This is a genomic window from Peribacillus sp. NJ4 (assembly GCF_030348345.1).
GTDB lineage: Bacteria > Bacillota > Bacilli > Bacillales > DSM-1321 > Peribacillus.
In genome coordinates, this window is the sequence record NZ_JAUCFQ010000006.1 from 55,984 (window position 1) to 73,947 (window position 17,964).

15 protein-coding genes, 9 tRNA genes and 3 rRNA genes are annotated in these 17,964 nt (G+C 43.7%); 24 read left to right on the top strand and 3 right to left on the bottom strand.

Annotation, left to right across the window (positions count from 1 at the left end; translation table 11 throughout):
• Positions 1 to 259: 259 nt before the first annotated feature.
• From QUF94_RS26395 to QUF94_RS26415, 5 genes are all read left to right on the top strand, one after another.
• Positions 260 to 787 (top strand): ECF transporter S component, encoded by a 528-nt coding sequence (locus QUF94_RS26395; RefSeq protein WP_289318659.1) that lies wholly within the window; start codon positions 260 to 262, stop codon positions 785 to 787.
• A 174-nt stretch (positions 788 to 961) separates the two neighbouring features.
• Entirely contained in the window at positions 962 to 1,111 is a 150-nt protein-coding gene (locus QUF94_RS26400) for a hypothetical protein (RefSeq protein ID WP_289318660.1), read from the top strand.
• 464 nt (positions 1,112 to 1,575) lie between these two features.
• The gene (locus QUF94_RS26405; RefSeq protein ID WP_289318661.1) at positions 1,576 to 2,001 is read left to right on the top strand and encodes a DUF2521 family protein; all 426 of its coding nucleotides are present in this window, start codon (positions 1,576 to 1,578) and stop codon (positions 1,999 to 2,001) included.
• An 85-nt stretch (positions 2,002 to 2,086) separates the two neighbouring features.
• Positions 2,087 to 2,803, top strand: a complete 717-nt coding sequence (cwlD, locus tag QUF94_RS26410) for an N-acetylmuramoyl-L-alanine amidase CwlD (RefSeq protein ID WP_289318662.1) — start codon at positions 2,087 to 2,089, stop codon at positions 2,801 to 2,803.
• 141 nt (positions 2,804 to 2,944) lie between these two features.
• The gene (locus QUF94_RS26415) at positions 2,945 to 4,003 is read left to right on the top strand and encodes an Mrp/NBP35 family ATP-binding protein (RefSeq protein WP_289318663.1); all 1,059 of its coding nucleotides are present in this window, start codon (positions 2,945 to 2,947) and stop codon (positions 4,001 to 4,003) included.
• 38 nt (positions 4,004 to 4,041) lie between these two features.
• On the opposite strand, the gene gerD is transcribed toward QUF94_RS26415, so the two are convergent.
• Positions 4,042 to 4,617 (bottom strand): spore germination lipoprotein GerD, encoded by a 576-nt coding sequence (gerD, locus tag QUF94_RS26420; RefSeq protein ID WP_289318664.1) that lies wholly within the window; start codon positions 4,615 to 4,617, stop codon positions 4,042 to 4,044.
• Between the two features lie 138 nt (positions 4,618 to 4,755).
• On the opposite strand from gerD, the gene QUF94_RS26425 reads away from it, so the two are divergent.
• Positions 4,756 to 5,442, top strand: coding sequence for a KinB-signaling pathway activation protein (locus QUF94_RS26425; protein ID WP_289318665.1), 687 nt, complete (start codon positions 4,756 to 4,758; stop codon positions 5,440 to 5,442).
• Between the two features lie 91 nt (positions 5,443 to 5,533).
• Here the strand turns inward: QUF94_RS26425 and pdaB are convergent, their stop codons facing one another.
• The gene (gene pdaB / locus QUF94_RS26430) at positions 5,534 to 6,286 is read right to left on the bottom strand and encodes a polysaccharide deacetylase family sporulation protein PdaB (RefSeq protein ID WP_289318666.1); all 753 of its coding nucleotides are present in this window, start codon (positions 6,284 to 6,286) and stop codon (positions 5,534 to 5,536) included.
• A 133-nt stretch (positions 6,287 to 6,419) separates the two neighbouring features.
• Here pdaB and QUF94_RS26435 point away from each other — a divergent pair, with 133 nt between their 5' ends.
• From QUF94_RS26435 to rocF, 14 genes are all read left to right on the top strand, one after another.
• Positions 6,420 to 6,656 carry a hypothetical protein gene (locus tag QUF94_RS26435; protein ID WP_289318667.1) on the top strand — a complete coding sequence of 79 codons (237 nt, stop codon included), beginning with the start codon at positions 6,420 to 6,422 and terminating at the stop codon, positions 6,654 to 6,656.
• Positions 6,657 to 6,936: 280 nt separating this feature from the next.
• Positions 6,937 to 8,487 (top strand): 16S ribosomal RNA (locus QUF94_RS26440).
• Positions 8,488 to 8,662: 175 nt separating this feature from the next.
• Positions 8,663 to 11,595, top strand: a 23S ribosomal RNA gene (locus QUF94_RS26445).
• Positions 11,596 to 11,659: 64 nt separating this feature from the next.
• Positions 11,660 to 11,775, top strand: a 5S ribosomal RNA gene (gene rrf, locus QUF94_RS26450).
• Together the 16S, 23S and 5S rRNA genes with 9 tRNA genes alongside form the textbook arrangement of a ribosomal RNA operon.
• 45 nt (positions 11,776 to 11,820) lie before the next feature.
• Positions 11,821 to 11,895, top strand: a tRNA-Asn gene (locus QUF94_RS26455).
• 3 nt (positions 11,896 to 11,898) lie between these two features.
• Positions 11,899 to 11,971 (top strand) — tRNA-Thr (locus tag QUF94_RS26460).
• Positions 11,972 to 12,002: 31 nt separating this feature from the next.
• Positions 12,003 to 12,077, top strand: a tRNA-Glu gene (locus QUF94_RS26465).
• Positions 12,078 to 12,095: 18 nt separating this feature from the next.
• Positions 12,096 to 12,171, top strand: a tRNA-Val gene (locus tag QUF94_RS26470).
• 14 nt (positions 12,172 to 12,185) lie between these two features.
• A tRNA-Thr gene (locus QUF94_RS26475) sits at positions 12,186 to 12,261 on the top strand.
• Between the two features lie 18 nt (positions 12,262 to 12,279).
• Positions 12,280 to 12,363: transfer RNA gene (locus tag QUF94_RS26480), tRNA-Tyr, on the top strand.
• Positions 12,364 to 12,467: 104 nt separating this feature from the next.
• Positions 12,468 to 12,542: transfer RNA gene (locus QUF94_RS26485), tRNA-Gln, on the top strand.
• A 3-nt stretch (positions 12,543 to 12,545) separates the two neighbouring features.
• Positions 12,546 to 12,617 (top strand) — tRNA-Gly (locus tag QUF94_RS26490).
• A 21-nt stretch (positions 12,618 to 12,638) separates the two neighbouring features.
• Positions 12,639 to 12,714 (top strand) — tRNA-Ala (locus QUF94_RS26495).
• A gap of 220 nt (positions 12,715 to 12,934) precedes the next feature.
• Positions 12,935 to 13,837, top strand: coding sequence for an arginase (rocF, locus tag QUF94_RS26500; RefSeq protein WP_289318668.1), 903 nt, complete (start codon positions 12,935 to 12,937; stop codon positions 13,835 to 13,837).
• Positions 13,838 to 13,975: 138 nt separating this feature from the next.
• Here rocF and QUF94_RS26505 read toward each other — a convergent pair whose 3' ends face one another.
• On the bottom strand, positions 13,976 to 14,161 hold the full coding sequence (locus tag QUF94_RS26505; protein ID WP_289318669.1) for an aspartyl-phosphate phosphatase Spo0E family protein: 186 nt from the start codon (positions 14,159 to 14,161) through the stop codon (positions 13,976 to 13,978).
• Positions 14,162 to 14,333: 172 nt separating this feature from the next.
• Here QUF94_RS26505 and sigW point away from each other — a divergent pair, with 172 nt between their 5' ends.
• The 4 genes from sigW (at position 14,334) to QUF94_RS26525 (ending at position 17,930) form a co-directional block, all read left to right on the top strand.
• Positions 14,334 to 14,897: an RNA polymerase sigma factor SigW gene (sigW, locus tag QUF94_RS26510; protein WP_289318670.1), complete on the top strand. Its 564-nt coding sequence runs from the start codon at positions 14,334 to 14,336 to the stop codon at positions 14,895 to 14,897.
• Positions 14,898 to 14,913: 16 nt separating this feature from the next.
• A complete protein-coding gene (locus QUF94_RS26515; RefSeq protein WP_289318671.1) occupies positions 14,914 to 15,537 on the top strand; it encodes an anti-sigma factor family protein in 624 nt (207 codons plus the stop codon).
• A 217-nt stretch (positions 15,538 to 15,754) separates the two neighbouring features.
• Positions 15,755 to 16,579: a diadenylate cyclase CdaA gene (gene cdaA, locus QUF94_RS26520; protein WP_034304935.1), complete on the top strand. Its 825-nt coding sequence runs from the start codon at positions 15,755 to 15,757 to the stop codon at positions 16,577 to 16,579.
• The gene (locus QUF94_RS26525; RefSeq protein ID WP_289318672.1) at positions 16,572 to 17,930 is read left to right on the top strand and encodes a CdaR family protein; all 1,359 of its coding nucleotides are present in this window, start codon (positions 16,572 to 16,574) and stop codon (positions 17,928 to 17,930) included. The genes cdaA and QUF94_RS26525 overlap by 8 nt, the downstream gene beginning before the upstream one ends.
• Positions 17,931 to 17,964: the final 34 nt, after the last annotated feature.

Below are 17,964 nucleotides of genomic sequence, written 5' to 3' on the forward strand. Positions count from 1 at the left end.
AATAGTCGTCCTTGATGGTTCGGTGTCTTTTTTAGGCCCGGTAAAAGATTAGACCACATCATGAATTCTGAATGCGTCTTTCCAGCATCAAATGCAAATGAAACGCCGCGGTAAAGGCGTTTCAGCGTTGGAGACAGTTGCGTTCCATTCGTTGGAAGATGAGTTTATTTATGTAATACAGGTTTATTTGTAAAATCCATATTTATTAAGTTTCTGATTAGGAGTATGATAATACTAAAAAAAAGAAAGAGGACTTCATATGAATTCAACATTCTCAGCGACAGAAACAACTAAAACAAAGGCCTTAGTCATCAATGCCCTTTTCATCGCATTAACCATTGTAGCGACATTCATCAACATCAAGCTCCCGATAATGGGTAACGGAGGCCTAATCCATCTGGGTAACGTTCCTCTTTTTATAGCAGCCTTGGTTTACGGCAAAAAAACAGGGGCCATAGCTGGAGCATTCGGAATGGCCCTATTCGATCTTTTATCTGGTTGGGCAGCATGGGCACCGTTTACATTCATCATAGTAGGTGCAATGGGCTTTTTAGTAGGACTCATATCCGAAAAGGTACCCGGCAAAAGAGAATATGTATACACGTTGGCCATTGCCGTTGCGTTGATCATAAAAATCGTGGGCTATTATTTTGCTGAAGTTATCCTTTACGGTAACTGGATACAGCCATTCGGCTCCGTCCCTGGTAACGTAATGCAGGTCATAATAGCCGGTATAATTGTAGTGCCGCTTGTAGGCCGCTTAAAGAAAAGAGCCGGACAGATATAGGGATTGATGTTACGACCAAAAAAAGTATCCGTTTGATGACAAACTGCGCCGGGAATTCCGGACAATTAAAAATAAGATACCTGCTAATTAAGCAGCTATTAAATGACTTCGCTATTATAAAAAGTTATATCATGGACATCCGTTTATCAGGGATGTCCTTTTTATTTAATCTTAATGCCAAGATTAAAACTTTTTCACGCTTATATATTTGATCATTTTTCTACTTTCTCCATGACATCCGTCTGTTTTGTTAAAGGTGATTCATTTGTCATCCTAATCGACTCTTTACTAAGGGGGAAAGAAGAGGAAACAAAACATGGATAAGCATGATGAATAATTAGGATTGATCAATGTCCAGAGAGACATACGAAGTGAGCTACCCAAGTCGGCAAAGGCAGCCTCGGGTAGCAGCCTGAGTTGCAAGTTATCGGGGGAGAAAGTTTCTTCGGTCCAAATGATCTAAGTGTAAAAGCGAGAAAACTCCGGAATATTCAATCGTATGCCTTGTTACCCAGGAGGTGCGTTTTTAGGTACGCGCGAATCGCTTCATATTTCAAAGGTAATACTGGTTCCTTCTTAACGGCTTACATCTCTGTTCTATAATCCGTACAGGCAGTCTTCTTTTTAACAGTGTTCTTATAAAACTAGATCATCGTCCTGCGCCTGCTGAACTTATCCTCATTATTTTTTGCCAATAGAATAAATGAATGGTTCAAAATAGAACGCAAAAACTAAATTATGTCTTGGGAAATAATTTGGGAAATGGGGAAATGCCCCGGAGGTGAAATATGGCTGTGATATTAGGTTTACAGGAGATGCAAAGGGAAAGGCAACTGAAGTTCGAACGTAGATTGCTCAAGGATCTTTCTATCGAGGATATGAAGGGAAGAATCCAGCGTTACTTTGGACAGGATTTGATGGATGTCTTGGAAGAAGGCTACTTTGATGTTGCAATCGAGGCTTATTTATTAGGGGCGAACTATAGTAAGTTTGGCTATTACGGTGAGTCAGAAGACGATGTAAGGGCCAGGTCCTGGAAGGAAGAAAAGTTTTTGATCGATACTCTTTTTAACTTTATTTTGTATTGGCGGGAAGTTACAGCAAATAACGCTTTCGATGAAGGTTTGTTTTATTGCTGTGAGGGGTTTGTGGGAGAGTGGTGGCTGGACGGCTTTAAGACTGGTGAAAAACGATATAAAATGAAACTGCATTAAGAAGGCAAAAATCACTCGTTCCTTGTTCTAATTCCATGGTTTGTCCCATACTTTTTAATAGAGGGATCATGGAAGGGGAACGGTCATGCGCAAAAAGCTGAAATATACAGGAATCGCTATGGGATTGTTTGTCCTTTTTTTAATTGTGACTTTTAAATTTGTTGAAGATGATTCTTGGGACTCTTGGAACCTTCCGTTGGCAGGTAAGGTAATCATACTGGATGCTGGTCATGGAGGGATGGACGGAGGGGCAAATGTACAAAAGGTAATGGAAAAGGAAATTGCCCTTTCCGTTTCATTGAAGGTCAGGGACTATTTACAGGAACAGGGTGCCCTTGTCATCATGACCCGTGAGAAGGATGAGGATTTGGCACAGGGTAATACAAAGGGGATCCGCCAGCGCAAACAGGAAGACTTACGGAATCGGGTTGAAATGATCAATGATTCGGAAGCGGACTTATTCTTAAGCATTCATTTGAACTCTTTTCCATCAGCGTCATCGAAAGGAGCCCAAACCTTTTATACAAACAGGTTTGAGGAAAATGAACAGGTAGCAAAATTCATTCAGACTGAAATCATTAGAAACCTGGAAAATACAAAGCGTGATGCAAAAACGATCAATAATGTGTATTTGATGAATTATGCTAAAAAACCGGGAGCGCTTGTGGAAATTGGCTTTCTTTCCAATACTGAGGAAAGGGAACGCCTTATCAGTGATGGGTATCAAGAAAAGGTTGCCAGTTCGATTTATATGGGCATTTTACGTTACTTTACAGAGGAAAAACTATCGGATGAAGAGTGACGTCTGGGTCTTGTAAAGTACAAGGCCTTTTTACTATGGGAAATAATCGGTTACGAATACAGGACAGATAATAAGCTTTATTTCGGTAATATGTTATACTGAAAAATGGGAAAAAAAAACGAATTCAAAGGGGTGCTCGACTTGTTAACAGAAGAGAAAGTACTGAATTTATTGAAGGATCTTAAAGACCCTTTTTTACATAAAAACCTTGAAGAGACAAATGGAATTATAGAAATAAAAATAAAGCCTGAAAAGAATCATGTAAGCGTTAAACTTGCGATTGCGAAAACTGGGACTGCCGAGCAAATGCAAATGCAATCAGAAGTGGTGGACTTGCTGAAAACGAACGGAGCGGAATCTGTAGGCATCCGTTTCACGGAACTTTCTGAAGGTGAGTTGGCTAAGCACCGTGAAAGCATTCCGCAGGGTGAAGCGGACCAAGGTTTGCTTGGACCTAATAACAAGACACAATTCATCGCGATCGCCAGTGGTAAAGGCGGAGTGGGAAAATCTACGATTTCAGTGAATTTCGCTACTTCACTTGCCCGTTTAGGTAAAAAGGTCGGACTGGTTGATGCCGATATTTATGGATTCAGTGTACCTGATATGATGGGGATAACAAAAAGACCGGTTGTTCGTGGGGAAAAGATCATTCCTGTAGAACGGTTTGGCGTTCAAGTTATTTCAATGGGCTTTTTTGTAGAAGATAACGCGCCTATCATCTGGAGAGGACCGATGCTGGGTAAGATGCTTAACAGTTTCTTTAATGAAGTGGAATGGGGAGAATTGGACTATTTAGTCCTTGACTTACCACCAGGTACAGGCGATGTTGCATTGGACGTGCATACGATGCTCCCTTCATGTAAAGAAATCATTGTTACGACACCGCATCCGACTGCAGCCTTCGTTGCTGCAAGAGCTGGTGCAATGGCCATCAAGACAGAACATGAAGTCATAGGTGTCATTGAGAATATGTCATTCTTCGAAAGTAAAACGACCGGTGAAAAAGAATATGTATTCGGAAAAGGCGGCGGCGCGAAGCTGGCAGAAGAACTTCGTACAGAAGTTTTAGGTCAACTGCCCCTGCAACAGCCAGATTGGAATGAAGAGGACTTTGCTCCCTCCATTTACGCAGCAGACCATAGGCTTGGAAGGATATACGAGGATATTGCTAAAAAGGTCATTGAAAAGCTACAATAAAATGAAGGCTGATTCCAATTGGAATCAGCCTTATTTCATTACTTTTCCTTTTTATCCTTGTTTTCCTTCTCTACCGCTTTAGTAGCTGCTTTATCCAATCTCTCTTGCATTTTCGCTTGAACGAGAGGACTCTCCATGGTTTCTATGATCAGCTCTTTATAGACGGAGCGCATTTCCTTGGTTTTCAATAATTTATTCATTTCTTTTTCCATGTCCGGTTCTTTCATTACTTCCATGATCATTCCACGATACTGAGGATCAGCAGTTAAGTCCTTCAATACCTTTTTATGTTCATCTTCTAAAGCTTTAGCGTAAGCGGAGGCAAATTCAGGATCATTAAATGTCTTTTTCCAAAATTCCTTCCCTTTATCTGAAGTGATCATATCTTCAATGGATTTCTTAATGACATCCGAGTCCATAATAAGTTCAGCTTTCGTTTTATCATCGGAAATGATATCCTGGATGGCTTTTTTTCCATCATCTGTTTTCAAGATATCGACGACCATTTTCTTTGTCTCTTCATACTCCATTTTATCTGCGCCTGCTCCATTTTGAGCACAACCGGAACAAACGAGTAAGAATGACGTGAAAAGCAAAGCAACTCCCACTCTCATACGCAGGGCCCCTTTCATCCTTCTTATTGTTAATATGGTTCCAATCGGCGATATTATTCCTTGGTGGAATAAGTGGATTTTTCCAAATTTGGTTGGTACAATTAAGGAAATGAAATAGAAATTTTATGGAGGAAAACAATGAACAGCCGTAATTTAGTTAAATTGTTTTTAACAACATTGCTTATCGGTGGTGTAACGGGCGGAGTTGTAGGGTTCTTAGCTCGATGGAGTGAGTTTAAGCCTTATTTTTCTTCTTTTGAAGTCAGTGCCATCCTATCAACGTTTATTTGGTTATTCGGTGTTGGATTAATTTTCAGTGTCATAAGCCAAGCCGGCTTTTTTGCCTATTTAACGATACATCGTTTCGGTCTGGGAATATTTAAAAGCGCTTCCTTATGGAATGCCGTTCAAATTGTACTCATTCTTTTTGTTGTATTTGATTTGGTGTATCTGCGATATCTTAATTTTGGTTCAGGTGAGGGGATTAGTTCATACATCGTCCTGGCGTTGGTTGTATTGGCTGCAGGACTTATTACAGCTTATTTCAAAATGAAACAAACGAATAAACAATCGTTTATACCGGCCTTGTTTTTCATGGTCGTAGTCACGGTTTTGGAGTGGATACCTGTCCTAAGTTCCGATGATGAAAGCTGGCTTTACTTCATGCTGTTTCCGTTACTGGTCTGCAATGCATATCAATTATTGGTCCTAAGCAAATTGATCGAACGTTCACAAAAGGAGTTGGCCAGTAAAAGAGGACGGATGCAAACTCCAGCAAAGGGGAAGAAAATGAAGGCCGGCGAATTAGGTAAAGGCAGCAGCTAACCTATATGTAAGACGTGGGCCATACATAAGGAAGCCAACATAAAAACTGCGTACTAAAGTTCATGGAGAACATAGTACGCAGTTTTTTCAGTCAGCGGATTTCCTCACTGCTGGCTGATGAATTGGAGATCATTTCTGAAACATTAACGAAATTTAAATTTTTTGCTCGAAGTTCACCTATTAATTCAGGCAAAGCCTTATTTGTTTGTTTTGCTGAGTCTGAAGCATGTAATAAGATGATATCACCCTTTTGGGCCTTGGTGATGTTCTGAACGATTCGATCCACACCTGGATTGGTCCAATCCTTTGAATCGATACTCCAATGAACAACTGTATATCCGAAATTTTCGCTAATCTTTAAGAGGCGTTTATCAAAGTGACCGGTGGGCGCTCGTAAAAGTTCTATATTCTTTACATTCAGTTTTTTGAATGCTTCCTGAGCTTTAGAAATATCCCGGATGATTTCTTGATCTTCCATTTCGGAATAATCCTTATAATCGTAACCAAGCATACCGATTTCATATCCTTCTTTCCCAATTTCCTCTACTATGTCCGGATGACGCTCAGCCCAAGAGCCGGAAAGGAAAAAAGTGGCAGACTCAACCTTTTCCCTTTTCAATGTCTCTATTATCGGAGCGGCTTTCTCATCACCCCAGCCAATATTGAACGTGATCGCGACATTCTTTTCCCCTTTATAAACCGCTTTTGGTCCATCTTCTGTAGAAAAAACAGGGGCATGAAGAATGTTTTGTACAAAAAGGAACCAAGCGGTAAAAAGTGCCGTAAGTAAAATTAACGAATAAAATTTGATGTTCTTTGCATGAAGCACCATGAAAAATTTCATTAATCCATCCCCTTGTCCAAAAGACTCTTGTCTTCAAATTTATGCGCAAGGATTATTGTTATGCAAAAAAAATCAGTTGGAAATTCATAAAATTGAAGGGAATGGGGAAAGATATCTGGTGGAGGTGTGAATCATGCTCGGTTTATTGATTAATGACAAGGAGAAGATGGAATTGGAGTATCTGTTAAAAAGAGAGATGGATGAAATACTATTCGATTTACAGGATGACAGAATTGATCACTTAGTCAAAAGGGCAATAAACGAGAAATATAACATCCTTTTCAGACTGTTTAAAAGGGTGAGCACCGAGGAGGAATGCCTTATATATATGAGGGTGAAAACGAACTTATCCAAGGGGAATCAGTCATGATAATTAAAAGTGAAATATATTCAAAAAATCTATTGACTATTGATTTATACGCTGGTATATTATAAAAGTTGCTGCAACGTAGTAATAGCTTTTGAAAAAAGCGAAAAAAACTTTTTAAAAAAGTTATTGACGAAGTGGTAATAAGATGTTAAGATATTAAAGTCGCTAAGAGAGATGGCGAAAAAAATTGCTCTTTGAAAACTGAACAAAACAAAGCGCCAACGTTAAATTTTAAGTGAGCACACACTATCAAAAAAGCAAAATGAGCAAGTCAAACATTTCTTCGGAGAGTTTGATCCTGGCTCAGGACGAACGCTGGCGGCGTGCCTAATACATGCAAGTCGAGCGAATCGATGGGAGCTTGCTCCCTGAGATTAGCGGCGGACGGGTGAGTAACACGTGGGCAACCTGCCTATAAGACTGGGATAACTTCGGGAAACCGGAGCTAATACCGGATACGTTCTTTTCTCGCATGAGAGAAGATGGAAAGACGGTTTCGGCTGTCACTTATAGATGGGCCCGCGGCGCATTAGCTAGTTGGTGAGGTAATGGCTCACCAAGGCGACGATGCGTAGCCGACCTGAGAGGGTGATCGGCCACACTGGGACTGAGACACGGCCCAGACTCCTACGGGAGGCAGCAGTAGGGAATCTTCCGCAATGGACGAAAGTCTGACGGAGCAACGCCGCGTGAACGAAGAAGGCCTTCGGGTCGTAAAGTTCTGTTGTTAGGGAAGAACAAGTACCAGAGTAACTGCTGGTACCTTGACGGTACCTAACCAGAAAGCCACGGCTAACTACGTGCCAGCAGCCGCGGTAATACGTAGGTGGCAAGCGTTGTCCGGAATTATTGGGCGTAAAGCGCGCGCAGGTGGTTCCTTAAGTCTGATGTGAAAGCCCACGGCTCAACCGTGGAGGGTCATTGGAAACTGGGGAACTTGAGTGCAGAAGAGGAAAGTGGAATTCCAAGTGTAGCGGTGAAATGCGTAGAGATTTGGAGGAACACCAGTGGCGAAGGCGACTTTCTGGTCTGTAACTGACACTGAGGCGCGAAAGCGTGGGGAGCAAACAGGATTAGATACCCTGGTAGTCCACGCCGTAAACGATGAGTGCTAAGTGTTAGAGGGTTTCCGCCCTTTAGTGCTGCAGCTAACGCATTAAGCACTCCGCCTGGGGAGTACGGCCGCAAGGCTGAAACTCAAAGGAATTGACGGGGGCCCGCACAAGCGGTGGAGCATGTGGTTTAATTCGAAGCAACGCGAAGAACCTTACCAGGTCTTGACATCCTCTGACAACCCTAGAGATAGGGCTTTCCCCTTCGGGGGACAGAGTGACAGGTGGTGCATGGTTGTCGTCAGCTCGTGTCGTGAGATGTTGGGTTAAGTCCCGCAACGAGCGCAACCCTTGATCTTAGTTGCCAGCATTCAGTTGGGCACTCTAAGGTGACTGCCGGTGACAAACCGGAGGAAGGTGGGGATGACGTCAAATCATCATGCCCCTTATGACCTGGGCTACACACGTGCTACAATGGATGGTACAAAGGGCTGCAAACCTGCGAAGGTAAGCGAATCCCATAAAGCCATTCTCAGTTCGGATTGTAGGCTGCAACTCGCCTACATGAAGCCGGAATCGCTAGTAATCGCGGATCAGCATGCCGCGGTGAATACGTTCCCGGGCCTTGTACACACCGCCCGTCACACCACGAGAGTTTGTAACACCCGAAGTCGGTGAGGTAACCTTTATGGAGCCAGCCGCCTAAGGTGGGACAGATGATTGGGGTGAAGTCGTAACAAGGTAGCCGTATCGGAAGGTGCGGCTGGATCACCTCCTTTCTAAGGATAATTACGAGAGCGCTTTTGTTTTGTTCAGTTTTGAATGAGTAATTCATTCAGATAGGGAAGAAAAACATCACGATGTGATGGATTCTTTCTGCTTTGTTCCTTGAAAACTAGATAATAGATAGAAGGCAATTAATTTTTTTCAAAGCATCTGTAAGATCTTTTTAACGGTTAAGTTAGAAAGGGCGCACGGTGGATGCCTTGGCACTAGGAGCCGATGAAGGACGGGACTAACACCGATATGCTTCGGGGAGCTGTAAGTAAGCTTTGATCCGGAGATTTCCGAATGGGGAAACCCACTGTTCGTAATGGAACAGTATCTTTACCTGAATACATAGGGTACTGAAGGCAGACCCGGGGAACTGAAACATCTAAGTACCCGGAGGAAGAGAAAGCAAATGCGATTTCCTGAGTAGCGGCGAGCGAAACGGAATTAGCCCAAACCAAGAGGCTTGCCTCTTGGGGTTGTAGGACACTCAACATGGAGTTACAAAGGAACGGGGTAAATGAAGTGATCTGGAAAGGTCCGTCAAAGAAGGTAAAAACCCTGTAGTTGAAACTTCGTTCCCTCCTGAGTGGATCCTGAGTACGGCGGGACACGAGAAATCCCGTCGGAAGCAGGGAGGACCATCTCCCAAGGCTAAATACTCCCTAGTGACCGATAGTGAACCAGTACCGTGAGGGAAAGGTGAAAAGCACCCCGGAAGGGGAGTGAAATAGATCCTGAAACCGTGTGCCTACAAGTAGTCAAAGCCCGTTAATGGGTAATGGCGTGCCTTTTGTAGAATGAACCGGCGAGTTACGATTTCATGCGAGGTTAAGTTGATAAGACGGAGCCGCAGCGAAAGCGAGTCTGAATAGGGCGAATGAGTATGAGGTCGTAGACCCGAAACCAGGTGATCTACCCATGTCCAGGGTGAAGTTCAGGTAACACTGAATGGAGGCCCGAACCCACGCACGTTGAAAAGTGCGGGGATGAGGTGTGGGTAGCGGAGAAATTCCAATCGAACCTGGAGATAGCTGGTTCTCTCCGAAATAGCTTTAGGGCTAGCCTCAAGATGAGAGTATTGGAGGTAGAGCACTGATTGGACTAGGGGCCCCCAACGGGTTACCGAATTCAGTCAAACTCCGAATGCCAAATACTTATTCTTGGGAGTCAGACTGCGAGTGATAAGATCCGTAGTCGAAAGGGAAACAGCCCAGACCACCAGCTAAGGTCCCAAAGTATACGTTAAGTGGAAAAGGATGTGGAGTTGCTTAGACAACCAGGATGTTGGCTCAGAAGCAGCCACCATTTAAAGAGTGCGTAATAGCTCACTGGTCGAGTGACTCCGCGCCGAAAATGTACCGGGGCTAAACGTATCACCGAAGCTGTGGATTGACACCATTAGGTGTCGATGGTAGGAGAGCGTTCTAAGGGCGTTGAAGTCAGACCGGAAGGACTGGTGGAGCGCTTAGAAGTGAGAATGCCGGTATGAGTAGCGAAAGAAGGGTGAGAATCCCTTCCACCGAATGCCTAAGGTTTCCTGAGGAAGGCTCGTCCGCTCAGGGTTAGTCGGGACCTAAGCCGAGGCCGAAAGGCGTAGGCGATGGACAACAGGTTGATATTCCTGTACCACCTATACATCGTTTGAACGATGGGGGGACGCAGAAGGATAGGGTAAGCGCGCTGTTGGATATGCGCGTCCAAGCAGTTAGGCCGGAAACGAGGCAAATCCCGTTTCCATTAAGGCGGAGCTGTGATGGCGAGGGAAATATAGTACCGAAGTTCCTGATTCCACGCTGCCAAGAAAAGCCTCTAGTGAGATGTAAGGTGCCCGTACCGCAAACCGACACAGGTAGGCGAGGAGAGAATCCTAAGGTGTGCGAGAGAACTCTCGTTAAGGAACTCGGCAAAATGACCCCGTAACTTCGGGAGAAGGGGTGCTTTTTAGGGTGAATAGCCCGGAAAAGCCGCAGTGAATAGGCCCAGGCGACTGTTTAGCAAAAACACAGGTCTCTGCGAAGCCGCAAGGCGAAGTATAGGGGCTGACACCTGCCCGGTGCTGGAAGGTTAAGGGGAGAGGTTAGCGCAAGCGAAGCTTTGAACCGAAGCCCCAGTAAACGGCGGCCGTAACTATAACGGTCCTAAGGTAGCGAAATTCCTTGTCGGGTAAGTTCCGACCCGCACGAAAGGTGTAACGATCTGGGCACTGTCTCAACGAGAGACTCGGTGAAATTATAGTACCTGTGAAGATGCAGGTTACCCGCGACAGGACGGAAAGACCCCGTGGAGCTTTACTGCAGCCTGATATTGAATTTTGGTACAGCTTGTACAGGATAGGTAGGAGCCTGAGAAGCCGGAGCGCTAGCTTCGGTGGAGGCGTTGGTGGGATACTACCCTGGCTGTATTGAAATTCTAACCCGCGCCCCTTATCGGGGTGGGAGACAGTGTCAGGTGGGCAGTTTGACTGGGGCGGTCGCCTCCTAAAGAGTAACGGAGGCGCCCAAAGGTTCCCTCAGAATGGTTGGAAATCATTCGTAGAGTGTAAAGGCACAAGGGAGCTTGACTGCGAGACCTACAAGTCGAGCAGGGACGAAAGTCGGGCTTAGTGATCCGGTGGTTCCGCATGGAAGGGCCATCGCTCAACGGATAAAAGCTACCCCGGGGATAACAGGCTTATCTCCCCCAAGAGTCCACATCGACGGGGAGGTTTGGCACCTCGATGTCGGCTCATCGCATCCTGGGGCTGTAGTCGGTCCCAAGGGTTGGGCTGTTCGCCCATTAAAGCGGTACGCGAGCTGGGTTCAGAACGTCGTGAGACAGTTCGGTCCCTATCCGTCGCGGGCGCAGGAAATTTGAGAGGAGCTGTCCTTAGTACGAGAGGACCGGGATGGACGCACCGCTGGTGTACCAGTTGTCTTGCCAAAGGCATAGCTGGGTAGCTACGTGCGGACGGGATAAGTGCTGAAAGCATCTAAGCATGAAGCCCCCCTCAAGATGAGATTTCCCATGGCGCAAGCTAGTAAGATCCCTGAAAGATGATCAGGTTGATAGGTCAGAGGTGGAAGCGTGGCGACATGTGGAGCTGACTGATACTAATAGATCGAGGACTTAACCAACGCTTTTTAAAAAATGAAATACCTTCTTATTATCTAGTTTTGAAGGAACAACGTTCCTTTATTGTTTGGTGGCGATAGCGAAGAGGTCACACCCGTTCCCATTCCGAACACGGCAGTTAAGCTCTTCAGCGCCGATGGTAGTTGGGGGTTTCCCCCTGTGAGAGTAGGACGCCGCCAAGCAATTCATTTAAATCTTTAAATGGGTTTTAGGAAACATTATATTATTCCGCAGTAGCTCAGTGGTAGAGCATTCGGCTGTTAACCGAACGGTCGTAGGTTCGAGTCCTACCTGCGGAGCCATATGCTTCCATAGCTCAGTAGGTAGAGCACTTCCATGGTAAGGAAGAGGTCAGCGGTTCGAATCCGCTTGGGAGCTTCCCAATCTATCTATGTACACAAAATAGTCCGGCCCGTTGGTCAAGCGGTTAAGACACCGCCCTTTCACGGCGGTAACACGGGTTCGAATCCCGTACGGGTCACCATTCTTAATTCATTAATCCGGAGGATTAGCTCAGCTGGGAGAGCATCTGCCTTACAAGCAGAGGGTCGGCGGTTCGATCCCGTCATCCTCCACCATTTATTCTTTACTTGCCGGTGTAGCTCAACTGGTAGAGCAACTGACTTGTAATCAGTAGGTTGGGGGTTCAAGTCCTCTTGCCGGCACCATTTACAACCATATATTGCGGAGGGGTAGCGAAGTGGCTAAACGCGGCGGACTGTAAATCCGCTCCTTCGGGTTCGGCAGTTCGAATCTGCCCCCCTCCACCATTTTAATAAAATCCTGTGGATCAGTTATATATTCTCATTAATGGGGAAATATATGATTACCACCTTTTTATTTTGTTGAACATTAATTGTTACATATTATATATTGGGCTATAGCCAAGCGGTAAGGCAACGGATTTTGATTCCGTCATGCGAAGGTTCGATCCCTTCTAGCCCAGCCATTTGCGGAAGTAGTTCAGTGGTAGAATACAACCTTGCCAAGGTTGGGGTCGCGGGTTCGAATCCCGTCTTCCGCTTAATATATTTTAAATTCCTTAGGGGCCTTAGCTCAGCTGGGAGAGCGCCTGCCTTGCACGCAGGAGGTCAGCGGTTCGATCCCGCTAGGCTCCACCATCAACTACATACACCAAAACTTACGTCTTAAGCCAAAATGGTTTAAGACTTTTTTTTGTATAAAAGCATTTTTGGGTTAACCTATGTCTAGAAAGGTTTTTTTTCATAGGTCTTATAAAAAAAGCGTATTAGGTATGAAAAGGTTGCATCATTATACATGGAAATGTCGAGTTGAACCACTTGGCATATACGATATAAAATGGGTGAAAGGGGGAATTATATGTCTATTCAGAAAATTTCCGTCATTGGATTGCCTATGGACCTTGGTCAAGCAAGGCGGGGCGTGGATATGGGACCTAGTGCCATTCGCTGCGCAGATATTTTCGAGCGTCTTGAACAGTTAAATATAGAAGTAGAGGATTTAGGAGATATAATTGTAGGACGGCCTGAAAATGCAAATAAGCCTGGGACCAACCTGAAAAACTTATCGCTTGTTGCAAAGGGTAACGCCCTGTTAGCTGCAAGGGTTGATGAAATAATAGAAGGTGGTTCCTTCCCGCTTGTATTGGGAGGAGACCATTCAATAGCTATAGGAACACTGGCGGGAGTCGCAAAGCACTATGAAAATGTAGGTGTGATTTGGTATGACGCACATGGGGATTTAAATACGGAAGAAACCTCGCCATCGGGGAATATACATGGAATGCCCTTAGCTGTCAGTATTGGAATTGGACATCCGGACCTAATCAATATCCATGGTTCCGGTCCAAAAGTGAAACCGGAAAACATCGTAATAATTGGGGCAAGGTCTTTGGATGAAGGGGAAAAAGAACTTATCCGTGATAAAGGGATTAAAGTATTTACGATGCATGAGATCGATCGTATGGGAATGACAAAGGTCATGGAAGAATGCATAGATTATTTAAGGGAAAGAACGGATGGTGTCCATCTTTCATTGGATTTGGATGGAGTTGACCCAGCAGATGCTCCCGGAGTGGGGACACCGGTGATTGGTGGCATAAGTTACCGGGAAAGTCATTTGGCCATGGAAATGCTCGCTGAAGCCAACTTGATTACATCAGCTGAATTCGTTGAAGTGAACCCCATTTTAGATGAGCGGAATAAAACGGCAATCGTTGCGGTGGCTCTAATGGGTTCGCTATTTGGAGAAAAGTTATTATAACTGAAAAAATAAAAGAAACAGTAACCGGCTTGTAATGGGTTACTGTTTTTTATATGCTAGAAGACGTAGGTTTATTTTCCAGGGTGTATGTAACATGAACATATCTATAAATAGATGGTTGCAATCCCATATCCATATTCACTTAAGAGCACGTCGGTGTGTGAGATCTCCATTTTTAGTTAAATGGAGGTATTCGTTGATTAAAGTATCCAGTTTGCTGCTAACTTCAATAACTTCATTATCAACCATCGAAGAACGGGAAGCCAAAATCATCATCTTCTGTCTGTATTGTTCAATATGGTCTAAAATTTGTTCAGCAGTCATATAGAGATTCACTCCCTCGAATTTTACAATTTCTTACTATATAGCCCTGTTCTTTTTTTCTTAAACATTAAATGTAAAACTTTGTTAAAATTAATGTATTAAATTTTTGAAACCTTTTAGCTTACGATTCGTAGTAATCGTATAGCCGCATGAGCGGGGGTAATACCGGAAAATGGATGCACTCATTAAAGAGAGAATTAATCAAGTATTAAAGGGAGACCATAATGCATTTGGGGAAATTGTCGAAATTTACAAGGACAAAGTTTTCCAGATATGTTTCAGGATGCTCGGAAACAGGCAAGAAGCAGAGGATTTGGCACAAGAGGCCTTTGTAAGGGCCTTCGTGAATATTCGTAGTTTCAATATACAAATGAAATTTTCTACATGGTTATATCGGATTGCGACCAATCTTTGTATTGACCGCCTTCGCAAGAAAAAGCCGGATTACTATCTAGATGCAGAGGTGGCAGGGACAGAGGGATTGAATATGTATTCCCAAATAGCATCAGATATGGCGAAACCCGAGGAAGAAGTTGAATCTTTAGAACTACAGGAAACCATTCAAGTGGAAATAATGAAATTGCCCGAGAAATACCGATCGGTTATCGTATTGAAGTATATTGAAGAGTTATCTTTAAAGGAAATCAGTGAAATATTAGATTTGCCAGTCGGTACGGTTAAGACGAGAATACATCGTGGTCGGGAAGCCTTGCGTAAACAACTACGCCATTTATAAAAAGAAGGTGAGAAAAATGAACTGCCATGAGGAAATCATTGAATATATGCATGATTATTTAGATGAGGACATCAAACCGGAGCATAAAGAAGTTTTACGGGAGCACTTGCACAACTGTGCTGAATGCCGGAATTACTTTCATGAAATGAAAAAGGCGGTCGCTCTTGTACAAAGCACTTCCCATATTAAGGCACCGGATGACTTTACAGCAAAGGTTATGGCTCAATTGCCAAAGGAAACGAAAACAACGGGCGCCAAACGTTGGTTCAAAAGCCATCCCTTCATGACAGCGGCAGCGATGTTCATCATATTGATGACAGGATCTGTTTTTTCCACTTATAATCAGGACGAACATTTTTCAGTATCAAAGCAGCCTAACTTAGTGGTCGCAGGTGAAACGGTGATTGTGCCTGCGGGTGAGACAATCAAGGGTGATGTGGTAGTTCAAAATGGCAACATTCAAATAGATGGTGAAGTAGAGGGAGATGTGACAGTCATAAATGGGCATAAATATATGTCTAAGGCAGGGAATGTGACTGGGAGCATCCATGTTATTGACCAAGCTTTTGAGTGGATGTGGTATAAAGTAAAGGATACTGCAACCTCGTTGGTTCCTGCTAAAGAGGAAAAAAATGAATAAGGAATAGAGCTGGGAGGAGAGCATCGTTTTCATATACGGTGACTTCGCTCAGCTTTATTTTTTTAAGGGAAGGGAACCATTTTGCATGGTTCGTTCTTGCCATGTAAATTTACCACACTAGTTTTTAGATGTATCATTTAAAAAATGGTATACTATTAAGGTTATCGTATAAAGATTGTAATTGGTATTTGGAGTAATACTGACTGGAGGAAACAACATGTCTTTAACCAATTTGACTGTTTGGGACTATGTAGTAAATTTCATTGATATTCTCCTTGTATGGTTTGTGATATATAAATTGTTAACTATTATTCGAGGCACGAAGGCTATTCAGCTGCTAAAAGGAATTTTTGTAATTGTCATTGTAAAAAGCTTAAGCAACCTGTTTGGTTTCAATACACTCGGATGGTTAATGGCACAAGTCATGAATTGGGGAGTATTGGCGATTCTCGTCATTTTTCAACCTGAACTGAGAAGGGCACTAGAACAATTAGGACGCGGGAAGCTCTTTGCAAGGGGCACCGTTCCAGAAGAGAATCAGCAAGAGCGTTTAGTCGAAGAAATCCTAAAGGCGTCCACTTATATGGCAAAAAGGCGGATTGGGGCCTTGATTACGATAGAGAAGGGTACAGAGCTGGGGGATTATGTTGAAACGGGAATACCCCTAAAATCCTATATTTCTTCAGAACTGCTCATTAATATTTTCATCCCTAATACGCCGCTCCATGATGGCGCAGTTATTTTACAAAATAACCAGGTGGCGGCTGCAGCTTGCTACTTGCCATTATCAGAGAGTCCATTCATATCAAAGGAGCTTGGCACACGGCATAGGGCAGCCATAGGCATGAGTGAAGTTACGGATAGTCTTACGATTGTCGTTTCAGAAGAAACGGGAGGGATATCCGTCACTAAAAACGGGGAACTTTACCGGGATTTGAATCAAGAATCATTTAGGGCCATGCTTACAAGTGAACTGGTAGTGGAAAACATCAAATCAACTTCCTCAAGCATCTTTAACTGGAGGGGGAAAAAGAATGGATAAATACACCAATAGCGCTTGGTTTATGAGAATCGTAGCTTTTGCCTTGGCAGCACTTTTGTTCATTTCCATTAACTTTGAGATGGAGTCGGATAAAAAATCCCTTGGTTTATCGACGGCCCCTGAAATCAGTACGGAGACCATCGAAAATGTACCGGTTGAAGTGTACTATGACCGTGAGAATCTAGTGGTCAGCGGAGTGCCGGAAACGGTTGATGTTACTCTAAAGGGAGCAAAAAGCCTATTGATAAATGCGAAAAACCAAAGGGACTTTAAAGTGTATGTAGACCTTTCTGATCCTGCAATCTCAATGGGGGACAGAACCGTCACATTTAAAATAAGTGAGTTGAATGAAAAGTTAGTGGCGACGATCGATCCGGAATATGCGGAAGTCAACGTTCAGGAACGGGTGACGAAGGAATTCTCCGTTGAAGCCGAGTATAATAGCTCTTTACTTGAAGAGGGATATACTGCCGGTCAACCAACAGTTAGCCCAAAAACTGTCAAAATTACGGGTGCTAAAGATGCGATTGAACAAATTTCCTATGTAAAGGCAAACCTTGAAATAAGTAAGGGACTTAACGAAACGGTGAACGGCAAGGCAACCGTTAAAGCCCTGGACAGGGACTTGAATAAGTTGGACGTGACGATCGAGCCCGCTTCAGTTGCCGTTTCCTTAAAAGTGAGCATTCCTTCCAAAACGGTGTCTATAACACCAAAGCAAACTGGGAAGGCAAAGGATGGCATCAGGATCAAGAGTATAAGTGTCGATCCAAAAGAGGTCACCTTATTTGGGTCAGAAACGAGCCTTGGGGATATAAGTGAAATAAATCTTCCTGTAAATATCTCGAAAATTGATGGTGATACAGAATTGGAACTCGATCTTACTAAACCGGAAAATGTACAAAAAATGTCCTTGGGTAAGGCAAAGGTCAAGATTCGTACAGAGAAAGTGGATGTAGATGAAGATGAAGTGACTGCAGAGCCAGTTGAAGAAGAGGAAGAACCAGAAACTGAACCAAAACAAGAAGAAAAAGAGCAAGTAGTCGAAGAAGATGAACCGGCTGCCATTGAGTCTAAAACATTCAGCAATATAAAAATAGTTCCTGTGGGCATACAGGATGACAAAGATGCCGAATTGGAATCCGATGTAACAAGCATCACCTTGCTTGGTGAGGCGGATGACTTGAAGAAAATAACTAAAGACGACATTAATCTTACAGTAGATGTGAGTAATTTAGATGAAGGTACGCATGATGTAGAACTGGTGGTAAACGTGCCTGAGGGAGTGGACTGGGAGCTGGATTCTGAAACGGTTTCGGTCACCATTACTCCAAAAGCCGAAGAGACATAACCTTCCTTTAACATCATTTAATTCAGTAACGATT